Origin of the sequence: Leptospira wolbachii serovar Codice str. CDC (assembly GCF_000332515.2) — a bacterium.
Lineage (GTDB): Bacteria > Spirochaetota > Leptospiria > Leptospirales > Leptospiraceae > Leptospira_A > Leptospira_A wolbachii.
Genome location: NZ_AOGZ02000014.1, coordinates 1,567,066 through 1,585,424, shown reverse-complemented (window position 1 = coordinate 1,585,424; position 18,359 = coordinate 1,567,066). Strand labels below are relative to the sequence as shown.

Here is an 18,359-nt window from a genome sequence, read left to right as displayed (position 1 = left end):
CGTGATTGGTCAAGAGGAAGTTATCCTCATTGTGACGAATCCTAACGATTTACCCGCTAAGTCACCCCAAGAATCTGCAGTAGAAACAAGGCATATTGTACTTCCCAATGATGCAAATCATTACGGAACAGCATTCGGTGGTGCCATCATGAGTTGGATCGATTTGATCGCCGCAATGTCTGCGCAAAGGCATTCCGGTCATGAGGCTGTAACCGTAAGTATTGATCGAATTAATTTCATAACACCAATTCAAATTGGGGATCATGTCAATTTAAAAGCAATGGTCAATTATGTGGGAAACACTTCCATGGAAGTGGGAGTTCAAGTCAATCGTGAGAATCCCTATACCGGTGAGATGGTTCGCGCAACCACAGCCTATCTCTCGTTTGTTGCTTTGGATGAAAATAAAAAACCTTGTCCAGTCCCTCCCTTACGTTTAGAAACAGACTTGGAAAAAAGAAGATACGCAGAAGGGAAACTCCGGATTGAAATGGCAAAAGATTTTTCTGCCAAAATCAAAGCCGGAAGAAAGATCATTTAATGAATAACTTTTAAATTCCTTCGATTGCGTTCGATATAAACAATAATAAAAATTGTAATCAAAACGAGAAAAGGAATACTTACCAAATTTAAACGAAGCCAACCAATTTTATTTTCCAAATAACCTGCGCTATATGTTGAAAGGATTGCCATAGAGTAAACAATGGTATCGTTAATCGCTTGAATGGTATTTTTTTCTGAAGGGTGGTATTGTTCCACAAGTAGATTGGTTCCTCCCACATACATAAAATTCCATCCAATTCCGAGTAGAATGAGGGCCACTGCGAATGGTAAAAATCCTGTTCCTTGTAAGGCTGCAAAACTTTCGAGTCCCATCACAAAAATTCCAAGTAGAATGAGATAAGGAGCTGTCATTTTTCGTACCAATTGTCCTGAGAAAAAAGAAGGGATGTACATTCCGAGTACATGCCATTGTAAAACAGTAGTAGAGGCGTGCATCGCGTGTCCATGTGTTTTCATCGCCACAGGAACGGCAGACATAAGCATAGCCATCAGTCCAAAACTAAAACCAGTCGCCAAAACAGAGACCCAAAGTCCAAAGTTTTTAACATGATAGGAAAGAGGTCTTACTGCTTCTCTGGGAGAAGATTCTAAATCTTTCGTATGGTTTTCGTTTGTTGGTTTGGAAGGTGTGGGAAGAAAACTAACAAAAACAAATTGTAATGACAAACTTAAAATAAGGATGATATAACATCCCAAGTACAAGGAATCAGGAATGAGTTGGATCCCGTGAAGTCCTGCCAATGGACCAAGGAAAGCTGCGGGAATTCCAGCTATCAAAATCCATGACAAAGCACTTGCCCTATCATGTGTGGGAACCGATTCCATTGCCACAAATCGTAAGTATTGTATAAAGGATTGATGGAATCCATATAACAAGTGTGCTATGGAAAAAAGAATAAAATTTCTCTCGTACATCGCATAGGATGCGAGAATAGCTCCGAAAATTCCAATCACTGTTCCAGTGAGTAAACCAAACTTACTTCCTTTCCATTTCATCATTCTTGATGCAGGAAACAAACCAAGGAGGGTTCCTAGAATGACAAAGGAAATGGGTAAGGACGCTGATTCGGGAGAGGGTGCGATGTTTTGCCCTGCCAAGGCTGAAACGGACATGATCAGCACTGTTCCAATTTGGAATACAGTTTGGGTAATGGAAAAAATTCCCAGGATTTGGATTTTATCTATAATTTTTTTCATAAGAGAGATATCACTTAGACAATAGAAAAAAGAATTTGGGTATGTTAGATCCCAAGCTTTGTAATGATATCTTTTGCTTGAGTTACAAAATGAACTTCTTCTTCTTTTTGAAAGGGAACAAAGATGTTTTTTTCAAAACGAACCGATAAGTGAGCATATTCAATACATCCCGCTACTGTTAGTTCTGGTTTTGCTTTTCCGGGAAAAATTTTAATATCAGATCCATCGGGGACTACAAGAGATCGAGGAGGAATTTTTTTACCACCTCGAATCATACATCCTGCCGCAATTTGTGAACCATCGCCAATTTCAGCATTATCAAGAACGATAGAACCAATGCCTACAAGAACTCCTCTACCAATTTTACAGCCGTGAATCATTACATTATGACCAACTAATGTCCATTCGCCGATGGATATAGGACTTGTGCTATCTGTATGGAGAGTGGAATTGTCTTGGATGTTAACGTAATTACCTAATTTGATGGAGTTCATATCGGCACGAACCACAGCTCCTGGCCAAAGAGAAACAGAAGTTCCATATTCTATCATACCGAAGGCGGTAGCGGAAGGGTGGATGAATGGTTTTGTAAAAACTGGAATTTCGGAATAGGACATGGATATCAAAATCAACTTAGACTTTGAATTTCGCAACCGATAAATGTAATGTCGTCTTGTTTTACATCCCCTTCGGTAAACGAAGCTAGTTCACTGAGTACTTTTGCCATTGTATGATCTAAACTCATCTTTAGGTTCTCTTTTAATATTTCATACAATCTATCTTCGCCAAACAGTTCTTTTTCTTCATTGAACTGTTCAAAAATTCCATCGGTGAACAAAAAGATACGATCTCCTTCTTCAATTTGGTGTTCTATGAGTCGGTATTGGGTATGATCCATAAGACCAATGATTTTCCCTGTTCTGGGAAGTAGTTTTATGTCATGAATTCTCTGATGGATTTGGTCGGGATGACCTGCAGAAGCATAGAAAAGTAATTTGTTTTTTAAATCAATATCACAAACAGAACATGTAAAAATGGTTTGGATATTGCTGTATTTATTAATAAAGATTTGGTTTATATGAAATACCAAATCATCCGGATGGTCATAAATTACTTTTAATGATTCATATTCTGCTTTGATTGCCATAGTGATAAGAGCTGCTTGGATTCCGTGCCCAGTAGCATCGGCAACAAAAATACGATAGTAGTCTGGCTTTACTTGCGTTAGGTCATAGAAATCTCCGCCTACTTCAGACATAGATTGGTAGTAGGAATGGAAATGTATTCTTGGATCACTGGTTTTGATATCCGAGAACAAAGTCTTTTGGATTTTTTTGGCAACGTTCAAATCCTTTTTAATCAGATTTAAGGATTCATCCAAAGTCTTAGTCCGTTCTCTTACTTTTTCTTCGAGAGTGACCAAGGCTTCTGCTTGTGTTTTGGCCTTTTCTTCTTTTAGTTCATTGATTTTATTTGCAAGTGCTAACGACAAGATTGCTGCTTCTAAGGTAGATCCGATTTGGTTTCCATAAATCGTAAATACATTCACGGGCAAAATTCCATTTTGCATCAAAGTGTACATTAAAATTCCAAAGAGCAAAGTACTCCAGCCAATGAGGAACAACCTTGCTTGTTTGTTTCCCGTACTGTAATTGACTATCGCAACTAGAAGAACAGAAACTACAAATAGTTGGGCGATTAAATTTCCTAAACGAACAGCAACGTCGATGGGTAAGTAGGAATAGGGAATTAAAATATAAAATAAAACAATTATTTTTAGTGATTGGATGAGTCTGTATGACCAAGGATTTAATTCTCGAAGATTCAAAGTCTGTTGGGCAAATGTCCAACCTGATAATGCAGAACAAGTCACAATGATACTCCCAATCCGATTGTGAATTTCTGGATGATCTAAAGTGATTACTTGGTTTAGAATTCCATTTAGATACATTTGTAGCATTAAATTAAAAAAAATAGAAATGGAATAGGAGATGTATGCTTTTTCTTTTAAGATAAAATAAATGAATAAGTTATAAATCACCATGATGAAGATGGTTCCATAAAAAAAGCCAAGGATGGTGTTCTCTAAATTTTCTTTTAGGTAAAATGTTTCCTTTGAGTAAAAACGAATCAAATAACTAACGTTTGATGACGATTTGGTTTCCAAAATGAGTGTTTTGGTTTCATTTTCTTTCCAATCCAGTTCGAAGGCAATGGATTTGGAAAAAGCATCCCAGTGAGAATGAGCAATAAAGTCACCACCTTCTTTGATGGGTTCTGGATTTCCCTCTTCATAAACACGAACCATGTCAAGATGGGGGTTTCCTAGATCAAGGATCAGCTTATTAACAGAGGTTGGGTTTGTAGCTTTGATGCGAAGGTAAACGTGGTTTGATTGGAAACCCAAACTCAAGTTATTTTTAAAAATAGGAGTCCACCGAAGTTTTTGAAAATTAACGTCAATACCTGCGGCGATCGCATAATCGATTTTTTGCGGAACAAAACTGTCATCAGTAATGGATTTCTGAATTTCCAATCGGGAACAAGACAATACCAAACCCGACAAAATGACTGTTAGGAGCGTCCGCATAAACTCGGATGATTTCCCGATAAAAATCGGGATTTGTCAAAGCAAATTTATCGTAAGCTGTATCCGTTTGCCTTTGCCGTTTCAACGAGTGAATCTGAAAGTTCTTTGAACCTTTCTTGGGTAAAGGTCTTGTCATAGGACATAAGTTGAAACCTATATGTGACAGATTTTTTTCCTTCGCCCACAGAGTCCCCTTTGAAGATGGTCTGCACAAAAACAGATTCGAGCTCTGGAATCTTCATCGTATGCACTAAACTTGCAAAGGATTCTGTAGAATCTTTTTCGTTCATTAACAAGGAAAGATCGAGTTGGCCTTGAGGAAAGTTGGATGGAGGAATAAAATGTGAGTTTCTACCCTGTTTTTCCCAAACATCCGCCAACTTTTCCATATTGATTTTAGAGAGAATGGCGCGACGTTTTAAATCGTAATCGTCCGCATAACGCGTGTGAAGAATTCCAAGCTCAACAATTTCAATTCCATCATAATTTAAAACAAGTCCAGCATTGGGATGAAAGTAGTTTCTTGTTGTTTTGGTCCATTCGAACTTAGGAAGGTTTAGGTATAAAAAAAGTTCTGAAATAGTTTCTCTTAAATGAAGAAATTCCAATTCAACCGCAGACAAATCATTTGGTTTATTTTTGGAAAGAGAAAGAATGGCGAGCCAACGTCTTTCCTCAGCCAAATCAGAACCTTTTCCTTCTTTATGGTAGGTCCTTCCTAACTCAAAAAGATTGACAGTTTCAAATCGGTCTTGGTTGACTTTTGCTTGTTTGATTAATCCAGGAAACAAACTGTTTCGTAGTAACGAATGTTCGTCGGGCATTTCGTTTGCAATTTTTAAAGAGGAATTTTCTTGTGATGATTCTAATTTGGCATCTGTCGGTGAAGCAAAAGAATAATTATAAACTTCATTAAATCCCACTTCCAAAGCGAGGAAGTTTTTTATTCTTCGTTCCAACTCACGGAGTGGATTTCGAATGGGTGTTTCCACTGCCATAGAAAGTGCTTGTGTTTGGATGGAGGCGTATCCGATAGTCCTTCCAATTTCTTCCACAAGATCTTCAGGAATCGTCACATCATAATTTTGTCTGTACCTTGGAACAAGAACCGAAAGTTCTTCTTCTTTGTTTGTGACAGTAAACCCAAGTCGGTTTAAGATTTCTGTCACTTCCGTTTGGGAAATATCTTTTCCTAATTTATGGCGAAGGAAACTAAGATTCGTTTTGATGGTAACAGATTTGGATTCTGTATGGTTGAAACCTTGTGGTTCATAAACCTTGATGTTGGGATTTCCATTTTCTTTGAGTAATTGGACGGCACGACGAATTACCGGCAACGAAGTGAAACTATCTAAACCTTTTTCATAACGAACTGCTGATTCTGTACGAATATTTGTTTTACGAATGGTATAACGAACATCCTCTCTTTTGAAAACAGCCGATTCCATCACAATGTTTTTTGTGGATTCAATCACGGCTGAATCTTTTCCTCCCATAACGCCCGCTAGGGCTACAGGATCTTTTCCATTTTGAATGAGAAGGAGGTCTTTTTGTAATTTTGGTGTCGTGTCATCGAGGAGAGGAAAGGAAGTTCCTTCTGCAGATTTCACAACAGAGAAAGTTGTGGATGATATTCTTTCTCTATCAAAAAAATGAGTGGGTTGTCCGAGTTCTAGAAGTAAGTAATTGGAAACATCCACAACATTGTTAATAGAACGGATCCCACATTTTTCAAGTCGTGATTTGATTTTGGGATTGGAGGGAGTAATTTTTACATCTTGGATAGAACAAACATAATAGGAGTGGGCATGTTCTGATTTGGTAACGGAGAGGCCATCATTCCCTGATTCTAATTTTGTTTCTGCTTGGAATGGAAAATTGTTTAAAGGCAATAGGAGTTGGGCTGCAAGTTCGCGAGCAAATCCAAAATGATTCCAAAGATCTGGCCTATGAGTGATCGATTTGTTATCGATGGTGAGAATGGTATCTTCCCATAAAAATAGTTTGCGAACAGAAATTCCAAGCGCTGTGTCCGAGGGAAAAATCAAAACTCCCGAAGATTCTAAAGTTAGTCCCAATTCTTTTTCGGAACAGTACATCCCTTGGGAACGAACCCCACGCAGTTCCGAATCTAAAATTTCTTTACCATCGAGTTTGGTTCCAGGAAGGGCCAAAGGCACAATGTCTCCGGCTTTTACGTTGGTGGCAGCTGTGACAATCTGGTATTCTTTGGAACCATCACTGGCAATAGTGGTTTGGAGCTTTTCCGCATTCGGATGTTTTTCAAGTGATTTGATTTTTACAGTGATAACCGATGATAGGTGGACTTTGAATTCTTCCACATCATCAATTTCGCAAATGGATGTATTAATTTTGTCCAGAACCTTTTCAAAAGGAATCTGGGAGAGGGGGGTAAATTCGTTTAACCAATCAACTGAAAGTTTCAAGTGAAATCCTTAATTGATAAAAACGGTGGGAAAGCGAACGGGTCAATCCGAAATTCCAAGTTCTGTCTTCAGAAAATGAAGACAATCCTCGGAAGTCATCGGTTTGGCGAAGAAAAATCCCTGAATGAGATCCACTCCACTTTCCGCAAGTAACTCCACTTGTTCTGCAGTTTCCGCCCCTTCCGCAACTACACTCAAACCAAGGTTATGTGCCAAGTTAGCAACAGCGTGTATGATGGTTTTGGAGTCTTTGTCTGAAGTGATTTCTGAAACAAAAGAACGGTCAATTTTTAAAGAAGAGATCGGGAGTTTTTTCAAATACCCCAAACTGCTATAACCGGTTCCAAAATCATCAATCGCAATTTTAGCACCGAGTTTACGAATTTCTTGCATGGTACGAACAGCAGCGTCCGCATTTTCCATGACGGAACTTTCTGTGAGTTCCACTTCTAAGTCATGTGGATCCACTTTAAAAAGCTTTAGATTTTCAGCAATGGTGGAAATTAATTTTTCGTGTTTGAATTGTTTGGTGGAGATATTCACCGCCATAGAAACATCATTAATTCCTTCATCTTTCCAAATACGCATAGTCTGGATCGCTGATTTGATTACCCATTCCCCGATGGCTAAAATCATACCTGTTTCTTCGGAGATAGGAATGAATACATTGGGAGAAATAAGGCCACGTTCGGGGTGGCGCCAACGAATGAGTGCTTCTACACCCACAGGTTTTCTAGTATAAAGATCAATTTTGGGTTGGTACATCAAAGTGAATTGATTTTCGATGATGGCGATCCGCATTCGATTTTCGATTTCCAATCGTTCAGCGACTACCGTTTGTAATTCTTCGGTAAAAAATACATAACAGTTTTTCCCTTGCGATTTAGCTAAGTTCAAGGCACTGTCTGCATTTTTTAAAAGTGTATTGGAATCTTTTCCATCTGTCGGGTATAAGGCGATACCAATAGAAATATTAACAAAAATTCTTTCTCCATCGATGACAAAAGGATGGGTCATGGCATCTAAAATGGATTCAGAAATCACAGCGGCATCTCTTTCATTCGATAAATCCGGCAATACAACGGTAAATTCATCGCCGCCCTGTCTACTAATCAAATCATATACTCGAATGCTTTCGCGGATTCTATAAGCAACTAGTTTGATGATTTTGTCACCAAAGTCATGGCCTCTCGAATCATTGATGATTTTAAAATTATCCAAATCGATAGCAAGAACTCCCACCAGATTCCCATGCCTTCTTGCTTCTTCAAAAATAGGAAAGAGTTTATCAATCAGAGAGTTACGGTTGGGTAAGTTTGTGAGTTGGTCAAAAAAAGCCATGTAGGCAATTTTTTCTTCGGCATGCCTTCTTTGGGTGATGTCAAGAAAGGCAACAGCCAATCCAAAGTTTTCAATGGGGATCGGTGTTGCTAAAATATCAAACCAAGTGATTTTATCTTCCTTGATCATTCCAATTTCTAAATTACGAATCACTTCTTTGTGACGAAGTGCACGCATAAGGCTTGAGTTTCGTGGATAGATTTTTGTTCCGTTAGGTTGGATGAGAGTATACTTTCGAATGTTTAAGGTTCGATTTAAAAGTTCGCCGTCTTGGATATTAAAATAGGTTCGGGCAGTTTTATTGGTTTCTACAATTTTTCCTTTTTCATCTGTGATGGCAATACCCATCGGTAGGTTGTCAAAGATAGATTTGTACTTTTGTTGTTGCAAAAGGAATTCGAAGGAAATGTCTTTTTGAATGGTGACATCGCGATCGAAAGCAAGGATGATTTTAGATTCACGTAAAGGGATCAGTAACCAAATGATCCATACTTCTTCATTGGCTTTGGTAACGAGTCTATTTTCAAAATTTACAATATTCGGATTATCACCAAGATTTACGAAAGTATCTTTTGTTTTTTCTTTATCATCTTCTTGGGTAAAATCAACGATGGATTTGCCAATAATCTCTTTGGGTTCAAATTCCAAAAACCTAGCAAATCGTTCGGTAACAGAAACAAAATTTCCATCCCAATCCATCACTTGAAAGCTATTCGGATACTCTGCGAGGAGTGACTTAACTGTGAGTCCAGAGAGAATTTTACTGCCTAATGGCTCATTTTGCATGAATTTCTTTGCCTAAAAAGTAGACTGATTCGATGGATCCAGGGAAACTGAATCCTTCGAAGGGTGACCAGCCGGACTTACTTTTAACCATTGATTTTTGAAATTCAACTGGTTTTTTTAAATTTAGGACAGAAAAATTCGCCGCATAACCTTGATTAATAACTCCAACCCCTTTTCCAAATTTCTTTGGTAAGTAGGCAGAAACAAACTCACCCGGGTTTTTGGCACATATTTTTGCTATGATAGTCTTCGGAATGTTTAGTTTAAGTATCATATAGGTGACAAATAACCCATAAGTATCTAGTTGTGAGATCCCACTGGTACCTTTTTGTTTTTCTTCTATGGAATGAGGGGCGTGATCCGTTGCTAAATAGTCGATGTGGCCTTCCAAAATTCCTTTGACCATGGCTTCCCGGTCTTCTTTTCCCCGTAGCGGTGGGTTCATTTGAAACCATTTATGATTGGTTTCTGTCAACATATCGGTATCAAACATCAAATGGGTGGGTGTGACTTCACAAGTGACATTCACTCCTCGTTTTTTAGCAGCAATGATTTTAGAAAGGCCATCCTTTGTGGAATAGTGGCAAAGTTTTCCCTTTAGATTGTATTTTTCAATCAAATACAAAGCAAAGTCAGTGGCTACGGTTTCTGCTTCTTTCGGGCGTCTTTCTTCATGTGTGGGTTTGGATTGGTTGGCAATTAAGATTTCCGGATCTTCACAATGGAAACTGATGTCTTGGCCAACATAGTGTTGGATGACTTCTTCTAAAGAGGCATTGTCATGAAAAAACAATTCTCCGATGGATGGGCCCATAAATACTTTATAGGGAACTTTTTTTTCTAATGGTTTAGTGTGAGGGCCAATACCTGCATACAAAGTGATATGGATGGGAGCCTTTGTGGTGAGCGCAAGTTTTGCGGCATAAGTTTCGTCATCAATCGGAGGAACAGGATTGTTTGGCATATCCGCAACATGGATCACTCCCCCGTTGATGGCGGCATTACCAGCAGAGATAAAATCTTCTTTATAGGTATGTTTTCCACTCACATCTTCTCTTGCATGGATGTGAATGTCTCCGAAACCAGGAAAAATGACCGAACCATCGGAAAATTGACGAGCATCGGGATCGATTCCTTCTTTTACATTGGTGATGAGTCCAGAACTGGGATCAAATTCAATCGTTCCTTCAAATTCTCTTTCGTGTGTGACGATTTTCCCTGCAATTTTTTCCATTTTGCCCCTATGAATCTGCAGATTCTAAGAGTCATGGAAAGTTTCAAGGGAATTTAGTTTAGATCTGAGAATGGTTGGAACCTTGTTTCCTCATCCATTCAGAATTGGGAAATGTTGATTCGATCATTCCCATTTGGCTAAGATTTCGATAATATCATTTCCAAACCGTTCTACTTTTGCAGGACCCACACCTTTTGTGGCTTCTAGTTCAGATAAGGTTCTTGGTTTTCTTTCCGCAATTCGTTTGAGAACTGGATTTTGAAATACCATAAACTTCTTCCATTTGAGTTGTCTTGCTTTCCTGTCTCGGTAATTCATCAGTTCTTTTAAAATTTGCGAATTGAGAGTCGGTGGTTTTTTGACTTTTGAAATCGAACTTCCCGTATCATCAGAGTTAGATGATGATACTTTCGATTTTATTTTGGCAAAATTGGGCAGATAGAGTTTCGGGTATTTGGCCCCGGCCACCAAAACTTTTTTTTGTTCCACCCAGATTTCTAATTTTGCGACCACTGCTTCTTCGGGAATTCCATCCAACTTTCCGTGGAAAGGATTTCGTTCCATCCGATACCGAAGAACATCTTTAGTACGTTTGCCCACAAGAGTTTTGGCAATGATATTCTTACCAAACACAGCGGGATGTTCCTTTAAAAAATTTTGGATGGTTTCTTCTTCCCATTCAGAAAGAGGGTAGTCCCGCTTTTCATTTTTCTTTTGGACTTTTGCAGCTTCTGTTTTTAAAAACTTAGAACGATGGAGATTGGCGCCAACTTCTGTACAAATATCACAACTCCCACAAGGAGAAATAGTCTCTCCAAAATAAGAACAAAGTTGGACCTGCCTACATTCTTCTTTATTGGCATACTCTTTCATATATTTGAGGAGAGTATCTCCACCTTTGAAGTTTGTTTCTTTGGACAACATAAAAACTTGGGTGGCCACATCGCCCGCTTTGTAAAACAAAACACATTCCGAATCAAGTCCATCTCTTCCCGCCCGACCTGCTTCTTGGTAATAGGCTTCAAGTGAGGCAGGAACTTGGTAATGAACCACCAAACGAACGTCAGGTTGATCCATTCCCATTCCAAAGGCATTGGTGGCAACAAGGATAGGAACTTTACCAGACGTATAAGCATTTTGGGTTCGTTCTCGGATCCCATCCGTTCTACCGGCATGGTACTTTCCAACAGAGAACCCGAAGTCTTTTAAAAGATCATACACTTCATCGGTTTTTTTTCGAGTGGCACAGTAAACAATAGCTCGTCCAGGAAATTTCCTTCCGTCTTTCCATGGTTCTAAAAGTTCTATCAACCGATCCGCTTTGTCCCTTTCGGCAGCCGGGTATTCTACACCGAATTTTAAATTGGGCCGAAAAAAAGTAGAAAGAACTACCGTGGGTGTCTTCATTCCCAGAGAAGACTGAACATCCGTTTGGACTCTTTCTGTAGCCGTTGCCGTAAGGGCAAGAATAGGAAAATTAGGGCGGGGATGACGTTCCCGTAAAACATGAATTTGGCGGTATTCGGGACGGAAGTCATGTCCCCATTGAGACACACAATGTGCTTCATCTACAACGAGTGCAAATAAATCCAATTCCCGAAAGATACGAAGAAATCCGTTGGACAGTGCTCTTTCTGGTGAAACAAGAAGGACTCGAATTTCTCCTTTTACCGACTTGGCAAGGATGGTCATTTGTTCCACTTCATCTTGTGTAGAATTACAAAAAGCAGCAGGAATTCCTTTGGCAAGTAAACTCTCTGTTTGGTCTTTCATGAGAGCTATGAGTGGCGATATAACTAGGGTTAGTTTATTTTTTTGAATGGCAGCCGGGAGTTGGTAGATAAGAGATTTTCCGGCACCGGTAGGCAAAATCGCAAGTGTATCTTCACCATTCAGAACTGAACGAATGGCTTCTTCTTGTCCCGGGCGAAATTCCGAAAAACCGAATTTGGTTTTGAGTTCCGAGCGTAGATCCAAGGTAACTCTCAAGATTTCCTTAAATCCGAACGGGTCAACGATAAGATTCCCCATTTTACCCTCATTTTTGAATTTTACAGAATCGGCGTTCTGGAAATAGTTACGAAGACCGATGCTTTTTAATACCTTTGTATTTTTGTTATTCTTTTTGATCGTGTATTCGATCTTTTTGGGATTCGGTTGGTTTGCCGGAAAACAGAAGTGGGCTTACCGCGCACAAAACCTATGGTTACTTCTTGCATCGTATTTTTTCTACGGATGGTGGGAGTGGTTTTTTCTAACCCTCATTCTCATTAGCACCATTATTGACTACTGTGCTGCCCTCCTCATTGAAGGTACAGAAAACCAAATTCGTCGTCGTCTCTATCTATCAGTTTCCATCATAGCTAACTTGGGCCTACTCTTTACCATGAAGTACTACGATTTTTTCGCAGTGAACCTCATCGATTCATGGAACCAGTTGGCTTTATGGCTGGGATCTACAGAGGCTACAAATTCCAATACCTATCTTTTGCGAAACATCATCCTTCCTGTGGGAATTAGTTTTTATACCTTTCAAACCATGTCGTATACTATCGATGTGTTTCGTAGGCAAATCAAAGCAGAACGTGACTTTTTTGACTTTGCTTTGTTTGTGAACTATTTTCCGCAACTGGTCGCAGGGCCAATCGAAAGAGCACAAGACCTTCTCCCTCAACTAAAAAAACCGAAGTTTCCCACTTGGGATGGAGTGCAAAAAGGATTGTATGACATCCTACTCGGTTACTTTATGAAGGTGTATGTTGCCGATAACTTAGCCACCTATGTAGACCAAGTTTTCCTTGCTGGTAAGTCTTTATACACACAAAATCCAGAAATCATCCAATCCATGGATGGATCTCAGATTTTTGCGGGCGCTGTTTTATTTTTACCTCAGATTTATTGTGACTTTGCAGGTTATTCATTTATTGCGCTAGGTGTTTCCAGACTTCTAGGTGTCACTCTCACTGTGAATTTTGAAACTCCTGAATTTTCTAAAACACCCACTGAATTTTGGACTCGTTGGCATGTAACACTCAATAGATGGTTTCGCGATTATATTTATATTTCCTTAGGGGGAAGTAAATACGGAAAATTTGCGCAGTATAGAAATCTATTTATTATTTTTTTTCTATCAGGGCTTTGGCATGGAGCCAACTGGACCTTTATCACTTGGGGTTGTTTGCAAGGTGGTTATACAATCATTTACTTAGTTGTCTTTGCCAAAAAGAAAGAAGACAATAAAGAAACCACACAACCCAAATTACCGACTCTAAAGGACAAACTCTTAAGTGTTCTCTCGGGAACCTCTAGCCGGATTTTAATTTATATGTTGGTTGCGTTTAGTGGCCTTGCGTTCCGTTCTTATGATGCTCAAATGATGTTCCTTTATATGAAAAAATTTCTTTTTGTTTGGGATTGGGATCTAAGTCCAAACAATAATATAAAGGATATGATGGGACTTTTTGGGGAGTATTTCAGAATCTTTTTACCACTTATGATTCTTGATGGTATTACTTATTTTAAAAAAGAAAGATATTGGATCTTTCAAATTCACCCCATAATTCAGGCATTTATTTTGTCCTTTATGGGATTTCTCATCCTCACTCGTGGGATTTTTGGAAAGGAGGTAATTTACTTTGCGTTCTAAATTTTTAGGAATCGGTATCTCCCTCTTGTTTTTCTTAGTATTGGAACTTGTGGTTCGATTCACAGGGATCCATTTTTTGGAACAACCAGAAATCTTTTTTGTAAACTTAAAGAAAAACTTTGTAGAATCTGGAAAAGGTGACGCTGACATCATTGTGTTAGGTGATTCAAGGTCAATGGCTCTTGCTGGTTACCCGAAACAACCTGACATTGATTTCTCAGTCTATAATCATAGTTTGCCGGCTATGGGACCAAAATACTATCGTTTCTTTTTGGACAAATATCTAAAGAAGGGAAATGCCAAACCAAAAATGGTATTGTTTGCAGCATCTCCTAAGTTATATGCAACGGGATATGGTCCCCCTCTGTATGATCCCGATGCCAAGTCCGTAAAAGAAAACGAATCTATTTCCACTTATATGAACCGAAGGTGGAACGAAGGAATAGAGAAGAATTTTTTTCGCACCTCTACTCCGACCAACATTATTAGTTATAGTGGAAAACAAGAAGACGCAAACCAAATCCTTTGGGAATTTTTTGGCCACCGATACCTTCATCAATTTACCTACTCAGAACTTTCCGAACAATATTCAGGTGTGGAACGATTGTTTATACTTTCGAAAGCAGCACCACTGTTATACGAGTCCTATCGGTTTCATGGTGCCATTCGGAATGCTCTCAGTCAAACGAATTGGAAGGTAGATAAAAACTACAAAGAAAGATCCTTGTTTTGTGAATCTTGTGAAAATGTAGAGGCGGGACTTTGTAAACCTGCCTCTTCCCAATTGGAAGACAACCTCACTATCGAAGACCAAATCAGTCGCCATTTCGGAAAATACAATATCTCCAATCGATTGAAACCAGAACTTGTTATCTTTTCCAAAGATTTGATTCGAAAGGAATTGGATGAAGAACTAACCAATCCAAAACCCTATATTTATAACAAACCGGACTTTATTGTATTAAAAGAACTGATCGAATATACACGTGCACAAGGAATTCAATTCGGGTTGGTTTATATGCCTTGGATGAAGGAACGCCAAGAGTCTCAAGAATCCAAGGACCTCCTTGTCGATTTGAAACTTTTTTTTAGAGAAAATCCAGATGCCAAACTCTTTTTCTTTCCCGATTCTTCCTACCCCGCTGAGAGGTTTGTAGATAATATCCATTACGATTGCCGAGGAGAAAAACGGGTAAACGAAGAATTTCGTAATTATGTTCTTCCCCAGGTGTTCCGTTTTTTGCATTCCAAAGAAAAATCCAATTGATTTCCGATTTCCAGTGATGGAAAATGAGGCACTCCATCCGGATAAGAGGAAACCCAATCATGTTTTCGTTTCGAAACATATTTGTTTGTATTCTATTGGCCTATCTCATCGGTGTACCGGTGTTTGGGCAGAACCGTTATGCGTTGTTCATTGGAACTAACTACAAAGGGAACACAGCTAAAATCCCTGAGTTGAATCTCTGTGAAGCAGACGCAACGTTCTTAAAGGAAAAAATCCAAAAGAAAGGAAACTTTAAGGATATCAAAGTCCTGTTAGGTTCCATGGTCACTCGCGACAATGTAAAAAATGCAATTACCCAACTGGGTAAAGTTGTGGGAAAAGAGGACTCGGTCTTTTTATACTTCTCCGGTCATGGAATGTATATGAAAGATGCGAAGGCTAAAAACGGAATGCGGAACTATCTGATCTGTTACGATCGCCCCCATATTTCCGATGAAGAATTAAACGAATTTTTAACAGAAATCAAATCTCAGAAGACGGTCCTTGTGATGGATTGTTGTTATTCTGGTGGGATTGCCAAAAAGGGAAAAAATACCCGTGGCGCTGCCGAGATCCCGATTGCCCAAGGAAACGATGGAGTTGTCCGCCAAAATGCGGAAGATTATTTTTTCCAAGACAAAGCAGTCATTTCCTCCTCGGATGATGACCAAACATCCATCGAAGTGGGTGGAACCATCAACCATGGTATCTTTACTTATAACTTTGGAAATGCCCTGGAAAAAGGGGATTTAAACAAAGACAGTGTGGTGACAGCCCTCGAAGCCTTCTTTGTTGCCAAAGAAGAAACCGTAAAGATGGCTCGCCAATTCAACCACGAACAAACCCCGCAAGTTTCTGGAAATGCAGCAGGGATCTTTTTGTCAGGTTCTCCTAAACCACAAAACCCTCCCCCAAAACCGCCAAACGTTGTGGTAAACGTTCCAATCACACCAGTAGAGACTACCACGCCGAACAATAACAATACGACGACCCCTCCCGTGGCACCAGAACCGGAACCGACACCGGCCAACGAAACCACAGTGGTCATCCCTCCGATTACAGAAGTGGAACCACCGGCCCCACCTTCCGTCACAACGGGAAGTATCCTCATTCGCACTTCCATCATCAAAGATAAGTCTTATGGGGGAGCCGCAACCAAATCCCCTTATGACCTTCTTAACAAACAAGGAAAATTGAAATCTTCCCAACCAGAAGACAAAGTGCGTTCGATCAAAGTCCTTGTGGATGATCAGGAATACACATCCCAAGTCACAACTGAGAAATCAAAAATTTGGGGATCGGTTTCCAAAAATGGAACCTTGGTTCAGGGAGATATCTACAATGTGAAAATTGATAACCTTCCTGCCGGAGTGCACCAAATTGAAATCCGTGCAGACAAGTATCCGATTTACAAAACAGCCACGGCAGTGCTTCCAAAACAGACTGTGACTGTGGATGCAATCAATTCCATGGATGGATTTGGAGCGATTCGGGGCCGAGTGTTCTACAAAACCTTGGACAACCCCATCGAAAAACACCCCATATATATGCCAACTGTGGTCTCGACCAACCAAATCTTCAAAGTCACTACCGACAAAGATGGATACTTTTGGTTTACCAACTTAAAGCCGGGTAAATACGAAATCCGAGCTAGTTTCATGGAAGAGATGAAATTGGAAAATTCGGAAATCAATATCAAACCTGGGGAATTGACAACAGTAGAGATCATCCTCAATAAAAAATTGAGTTACACAAAGACCAAATACTGACCAAAATCCCTTTCTTAGATTTTGGAAAGACAAAGGAAGACCCTCTTCGGAGGGTTTTTTTATGCCCTTCCTCGGGAATCCTATCCTTGATTGGCAACTTTTGAGCACGATTATGAACCAGATTGATTAAATTTAATCTTGATTTGATTAATATTAATCTAAATTCACCTTTTTTTGCTAACTTGGGCCTTCCTAGGGGAAATTCTTCGTAATTTCCGATTGAATTTAATCGGGATGAGAAGTTTTCTAGAGTCATAGAATAAAAAGGGAATCGGAAAAAGAGGTTCCCACTCTAGAGAGGATCACATGAAAACAACAAAGATAATCGCAACAGGGATCTTGGCTATGGGACTTGCAACAGCAAATCTCTATGCTTTAGATACAAACGAAAGATTGGAGCTTTTGGAGTCTGCTATGATTGAACAAGCAACCACTCCGGCGCAAAAATCTGCCGTTTCGGAATACCTAGCGAACATCGCTAAAGAAAAAGTAGAAATGGCTCAGGCACTTCGTGACAGAGCAGGATCTACTCGAGGTGGTAAGGCTCTTAGCCAAATGAACGAGAAGAAAGAACTTCTTCGCCGTGCAGAAGCTCTTGAAAAAGAAGCCAAAAAATACCAAACTATCTCTATGGATCTAAGCCAAGGTTCTATGAGGGTAGCACAAAACTAAGCACCTCAAATTCATTTTGAGACTAGCGAGAAAGGTCAGGTTCGCCTGGCCTTTTTTTGTACCCTGTGGATAAATGCTTTCCAAACATCCTTAGTATGTGACATAATCAATATATGGTTGACACCCCCCAAGAAATCAAAGAAAAACGATTTGGGCGTGTGGTTCCGATCCTTTTAGTCTTTGTGGGTCTTGTGGCTCTAGGACTAGTCTTTCGTTGGGGTAGACCCGTGAAACCGGTGGTTCGTGTGGAGTGGGAAGGCCTTATAGCTCTTTCTCCTGCTGAGGTATTTCACTCTTTGGGAGTGGATCCAGAGGCACCAACCATAGCCGATTGGAAAGAATGGGAGAAACGATTGTCAAACCATCCGAGGATTCGGAAGGTTCGAATCACCCGGGATCCCGATGGATTTTTGATTATCAATATACAGGAGAAAGTCGCTGAATTTGTCATACATGTAGGAAATTCCCTGTATGAAGTGGATGAAAATCTGGAGATACTTTCCAGAGATCGCGTGTTAGCTAATCATCTAATTGTGATTAGTGGGCAGTTCACCGTGAGGGAACAAAAACTAGAAGGCAGACAGATTTTTGATATCACTAAAGAAATGCGACATGCTCTTTCCCTTTATCCCGCACTCAAATCCAGAATCTCCGAACTCAGCGTTGAACGTGATGGCAATTATACTTTGTATTTAAAATCTCCAAATTCCATGAAAGTATACTTAGGAGATAAGTTAGAATTGAATGTGTTTCGCAAACTATATGCTTCGATTGCCTATATGGAAGCAGAATCTGTTAAGGCTGTTTCTATAGATTTAAGAGGAGAGGACGCCGTTTACCACTAAT

At 39.6% G+C, this 18,359-nt stretch carries 13 protein-coding genes; 6 read left to right on the top strand and 7 right to left on the bottom strand.

Annotation, left to right across the window (positions count from 1 at the left end; translation table 11 throughout):
• Window positions 1–31: 31 nt before the first annotated feature.
• Entirely contained in the window at window positions 32–541 is a 510-nt protein-coding gene (locus LEP1GSC195_RS12835; RefSeq protein WP_015682294.1) for an acyl-CoA thioesterase, read from the top strand.
• Here the strand turns inward: LEP1GSC195_RS12835 and LEP1GSC195_RS12830 are convergent.
• The 7 genes from LEP1GSC195_RS12830 to LEP1GSC195_RS12800 form a co-directional block, all read right to left on the bottom strand.
• Complete coding sequence (locus tag LEP1GSC195_RS12830) at window positions 538–1,761, bottom strand: MFS transporter (protein ID WP_015680705.1); 1,224 nt, start codon at window positions 1,759–1,761, stop codon at window positions 538–540. The genes LEP1GSC195_RS12835 and LEP1GSC195_RS12830 overlap by 4 nt on opposite strands.
• Before the next feature lie 44 nt (window positions 1,762–1,805).
• Window positions 1,806–2,363 carry a gamma carbonic anhydrase family protein gene (locus LEP1GSC195_RS12825; RefSeq protein ID WP_408605941.1) on the bottom strand — a complete coding sequence of 186 codons (558 nt, stop codon included), beginning with the start codon at window positions 2,361–2,363 and terminating at the stop codon, window positions 1,806–1,808.
• Between the two features lie 26 nt (window positions 2,364–2,389).
• On the bottom strand, window positions 2,390–4,351 hold the full coding sequence (locus tag LEP1GSC195_RS12820; RefSeq protein WP_040506708.1) for a 7TM diverse intracellular signaling domain-containing protein: 1,962 nt from the start codon (window positions 4,349–4,351) through the stop codon (window positions 2,390–2,392).
• A gap of 47 nt (window positions 4,352–4,398) precedes the next feature.
• Window positions 4,399–6,798 carry a phenylalanine--tRNA ligase subunit beta gene (gene pheT / locus LEP1GSC195_RS12815; protein ID WP_015681165.1) on the bottom strand — a complete coding sequence of 800 codons (2,400 nt, stop codon included), beginning with the start codon at window positions 6,796–6,798 and terminating at the stop codon, window positions 4,399–4,401.
• A gap of 42 nt (window positions 6,799–6,840) precedes the next feature.
• Entirely contained in the window at window positions 6,841–8,925 is a 2,085-nt protein-coding gene (locus LEP1GSC195_RS12810) for a sensor domain-containing protein (RefSeq protein ID WP_015680675.1), read from the bottom strand.
• A complete protein-coding gene (locus LEP1GSC195_RS12805) occupies window positions 8,915–10,159 on the bottom strand; it encodes an amidohydrolase family protein (protein WP_015682624.1) in 1,245 nt (414 codons plus the stop codon). Before LEP1GSC195_RS12805 ends, LEP1GSC195_RS12810 begins: the two co-directional genes overlap by 11 nt.
• Window positions 10,160–10,282: 123 nt before the next feature.
• A complete protein-coding gene (locus LEP1GSC195_RS12800) occupies window positions 10,283–12,190 on the bottom strand; it encodes a RecQ family ATP-dependent DNA helicase (protein WP_015681942.1) in 1,908 nt (635 codons plus the stop codon).
• 58 nt (window positions 12,191–12,248) lie between these two features.
• On the opposite strand from LEP1GSC195_RS12800, the gene LEP1GSC195_RS12795 reads away from it, so the two are divergent.
• The 5 genes from LEP1GSC195_RS12795 (at window position 12,249) to LEP1GSC195_RS12770 (ending at window position 18,358) form a co-directional block, all read left to right on the top strand.
• Entirely contained in the window at window positions 12,249–13,805 is a 1,557-nt protein-coding gene (locus tag LEP1GSC195_RS12795; protein ID WP_015681530.1) for an MBOAT family O-acyltransferase, read from the top strand.
• Window positions 13,795–15,072, top strand: a complete 1,278-nt coding sequence (locus LEP1GSC195_RS12790) for a DUF1574 family protein (RefSeq protein WP_015682336.1) — start codon at window positions 13,795–13,797, stop codon at window positions 15,070–15,072. Before LEP1GSC195_RS12795 ends, LEP1GSC195_RS12790 begins: the two co-directional genes overlap by 11 nt.
• A 59-nt stretch (window positions 15,073–15,131) precedes the next feature.
• Window positions 15,132–16,841, top strand: coding sequence for a caspase family protein (locus LEP1GSC195_RS12785; protein ID WP_015682135.1), 1,710 nt, complete (start codon window positions 15,132–15,134; stop codon window positions 16,839–16,841).
• A 306-nt stretch (window positions 16,842–17,147) separates the two neighbouring features.
• A complete protein-coding gene (locus LEP1GSC195_RS12775) occupies window positions 17,148–17,513 on the top strand; it encodes an LIC_10421 family protein (protein WP_015681628.1) in 366 nt (121 codons plus the stop codon).
• A gap of 113 nt (window positions 17,514–17,626) precedes the next feature.
• Window positions 17,627–18,358 (top strand): cell division protein FtsQ/DivIB, encoded by a 732-nt coding sequence (locus LEP1GSC195_RS12770; RefSeq protein WP_015680837.1) that lies wholly within the window; start codon window positions 17,627–17,629, stop codon window positions 18,356–18,358.
• Window position 18,359 lies beyond the last annotated feature (1 nt).

Excerpts from the sequence above, each read along its gene's own strand:
- LEP1GSC195_RS12830 (WP_015680705.1), bottom strand. The coding sequence starts at position 1,761 with ATGAAAAAAATTATAGATAAAATCCAAATCCTGGGAATTTTTTCCATT.
- LEP1GSC195_RS12820 (WP_040506708.1), bottom strand. The coding sequence starts at position 4,351 with ATGCGGACGCTCCTAACAGTCATTTTGTCGGGTTTGGTATTGTCTTGT.
- LEP1GSC195_RS12810 (WP_015680675.1), bottom strand. The coding sequence starts at position 8,925 with ATGCAAAATGAGCCATTAGGCAGTAAAATTCTCTCTGGACTCACAGTT.
- LEP1GSC195_RS12805 (WP_015682624.1), bottom strand. The coding sequence starts at position 10,159 with ATGGAAAAAATTGCAGGGAAAATCGTCACACACGAAAGAGAATTTGAA.
- LEP1GSC195_RS12800 (WP_015681942.1), bottom strand. The coding sequence starts at position 12,190 with ATGGGGAATCTTATCGTTGACCCGTTCGGATTTAAGGAAATCTTGAGA.
- LEP1GSC195_RS12795 (WP_015681530.1), top strand. The coding sequence starts at position 12,249 with ATGCTTTTTAATACCTTTGTATTTTTGTTATTCTTTTTGATCGTGTAT.
- LEP1GSC195_RS12785 (WP_015682135.1), top strand. The coding sequence starts at position 15,132 with ATGTTTTCGTTTCGAAACATATTTGTTTGTATTCTATTGGCCTATCTC.
- LEP1GSC195_RS12775 (WP_015681628.1), top strand. The coding sequence starts at position 17,148 with ATGAAAACAACAAAGATAATCGCAACAGGGATCTTGGCTATGGGACTT.
- LEP1GSC195_RS12770 (WP_015680837.1), top strand. The coding sequence starts at position 17,627 with ATGGTTGACACCCCCCAAGAAATCAAAGAAAAACGATTTGGGCGTGTG.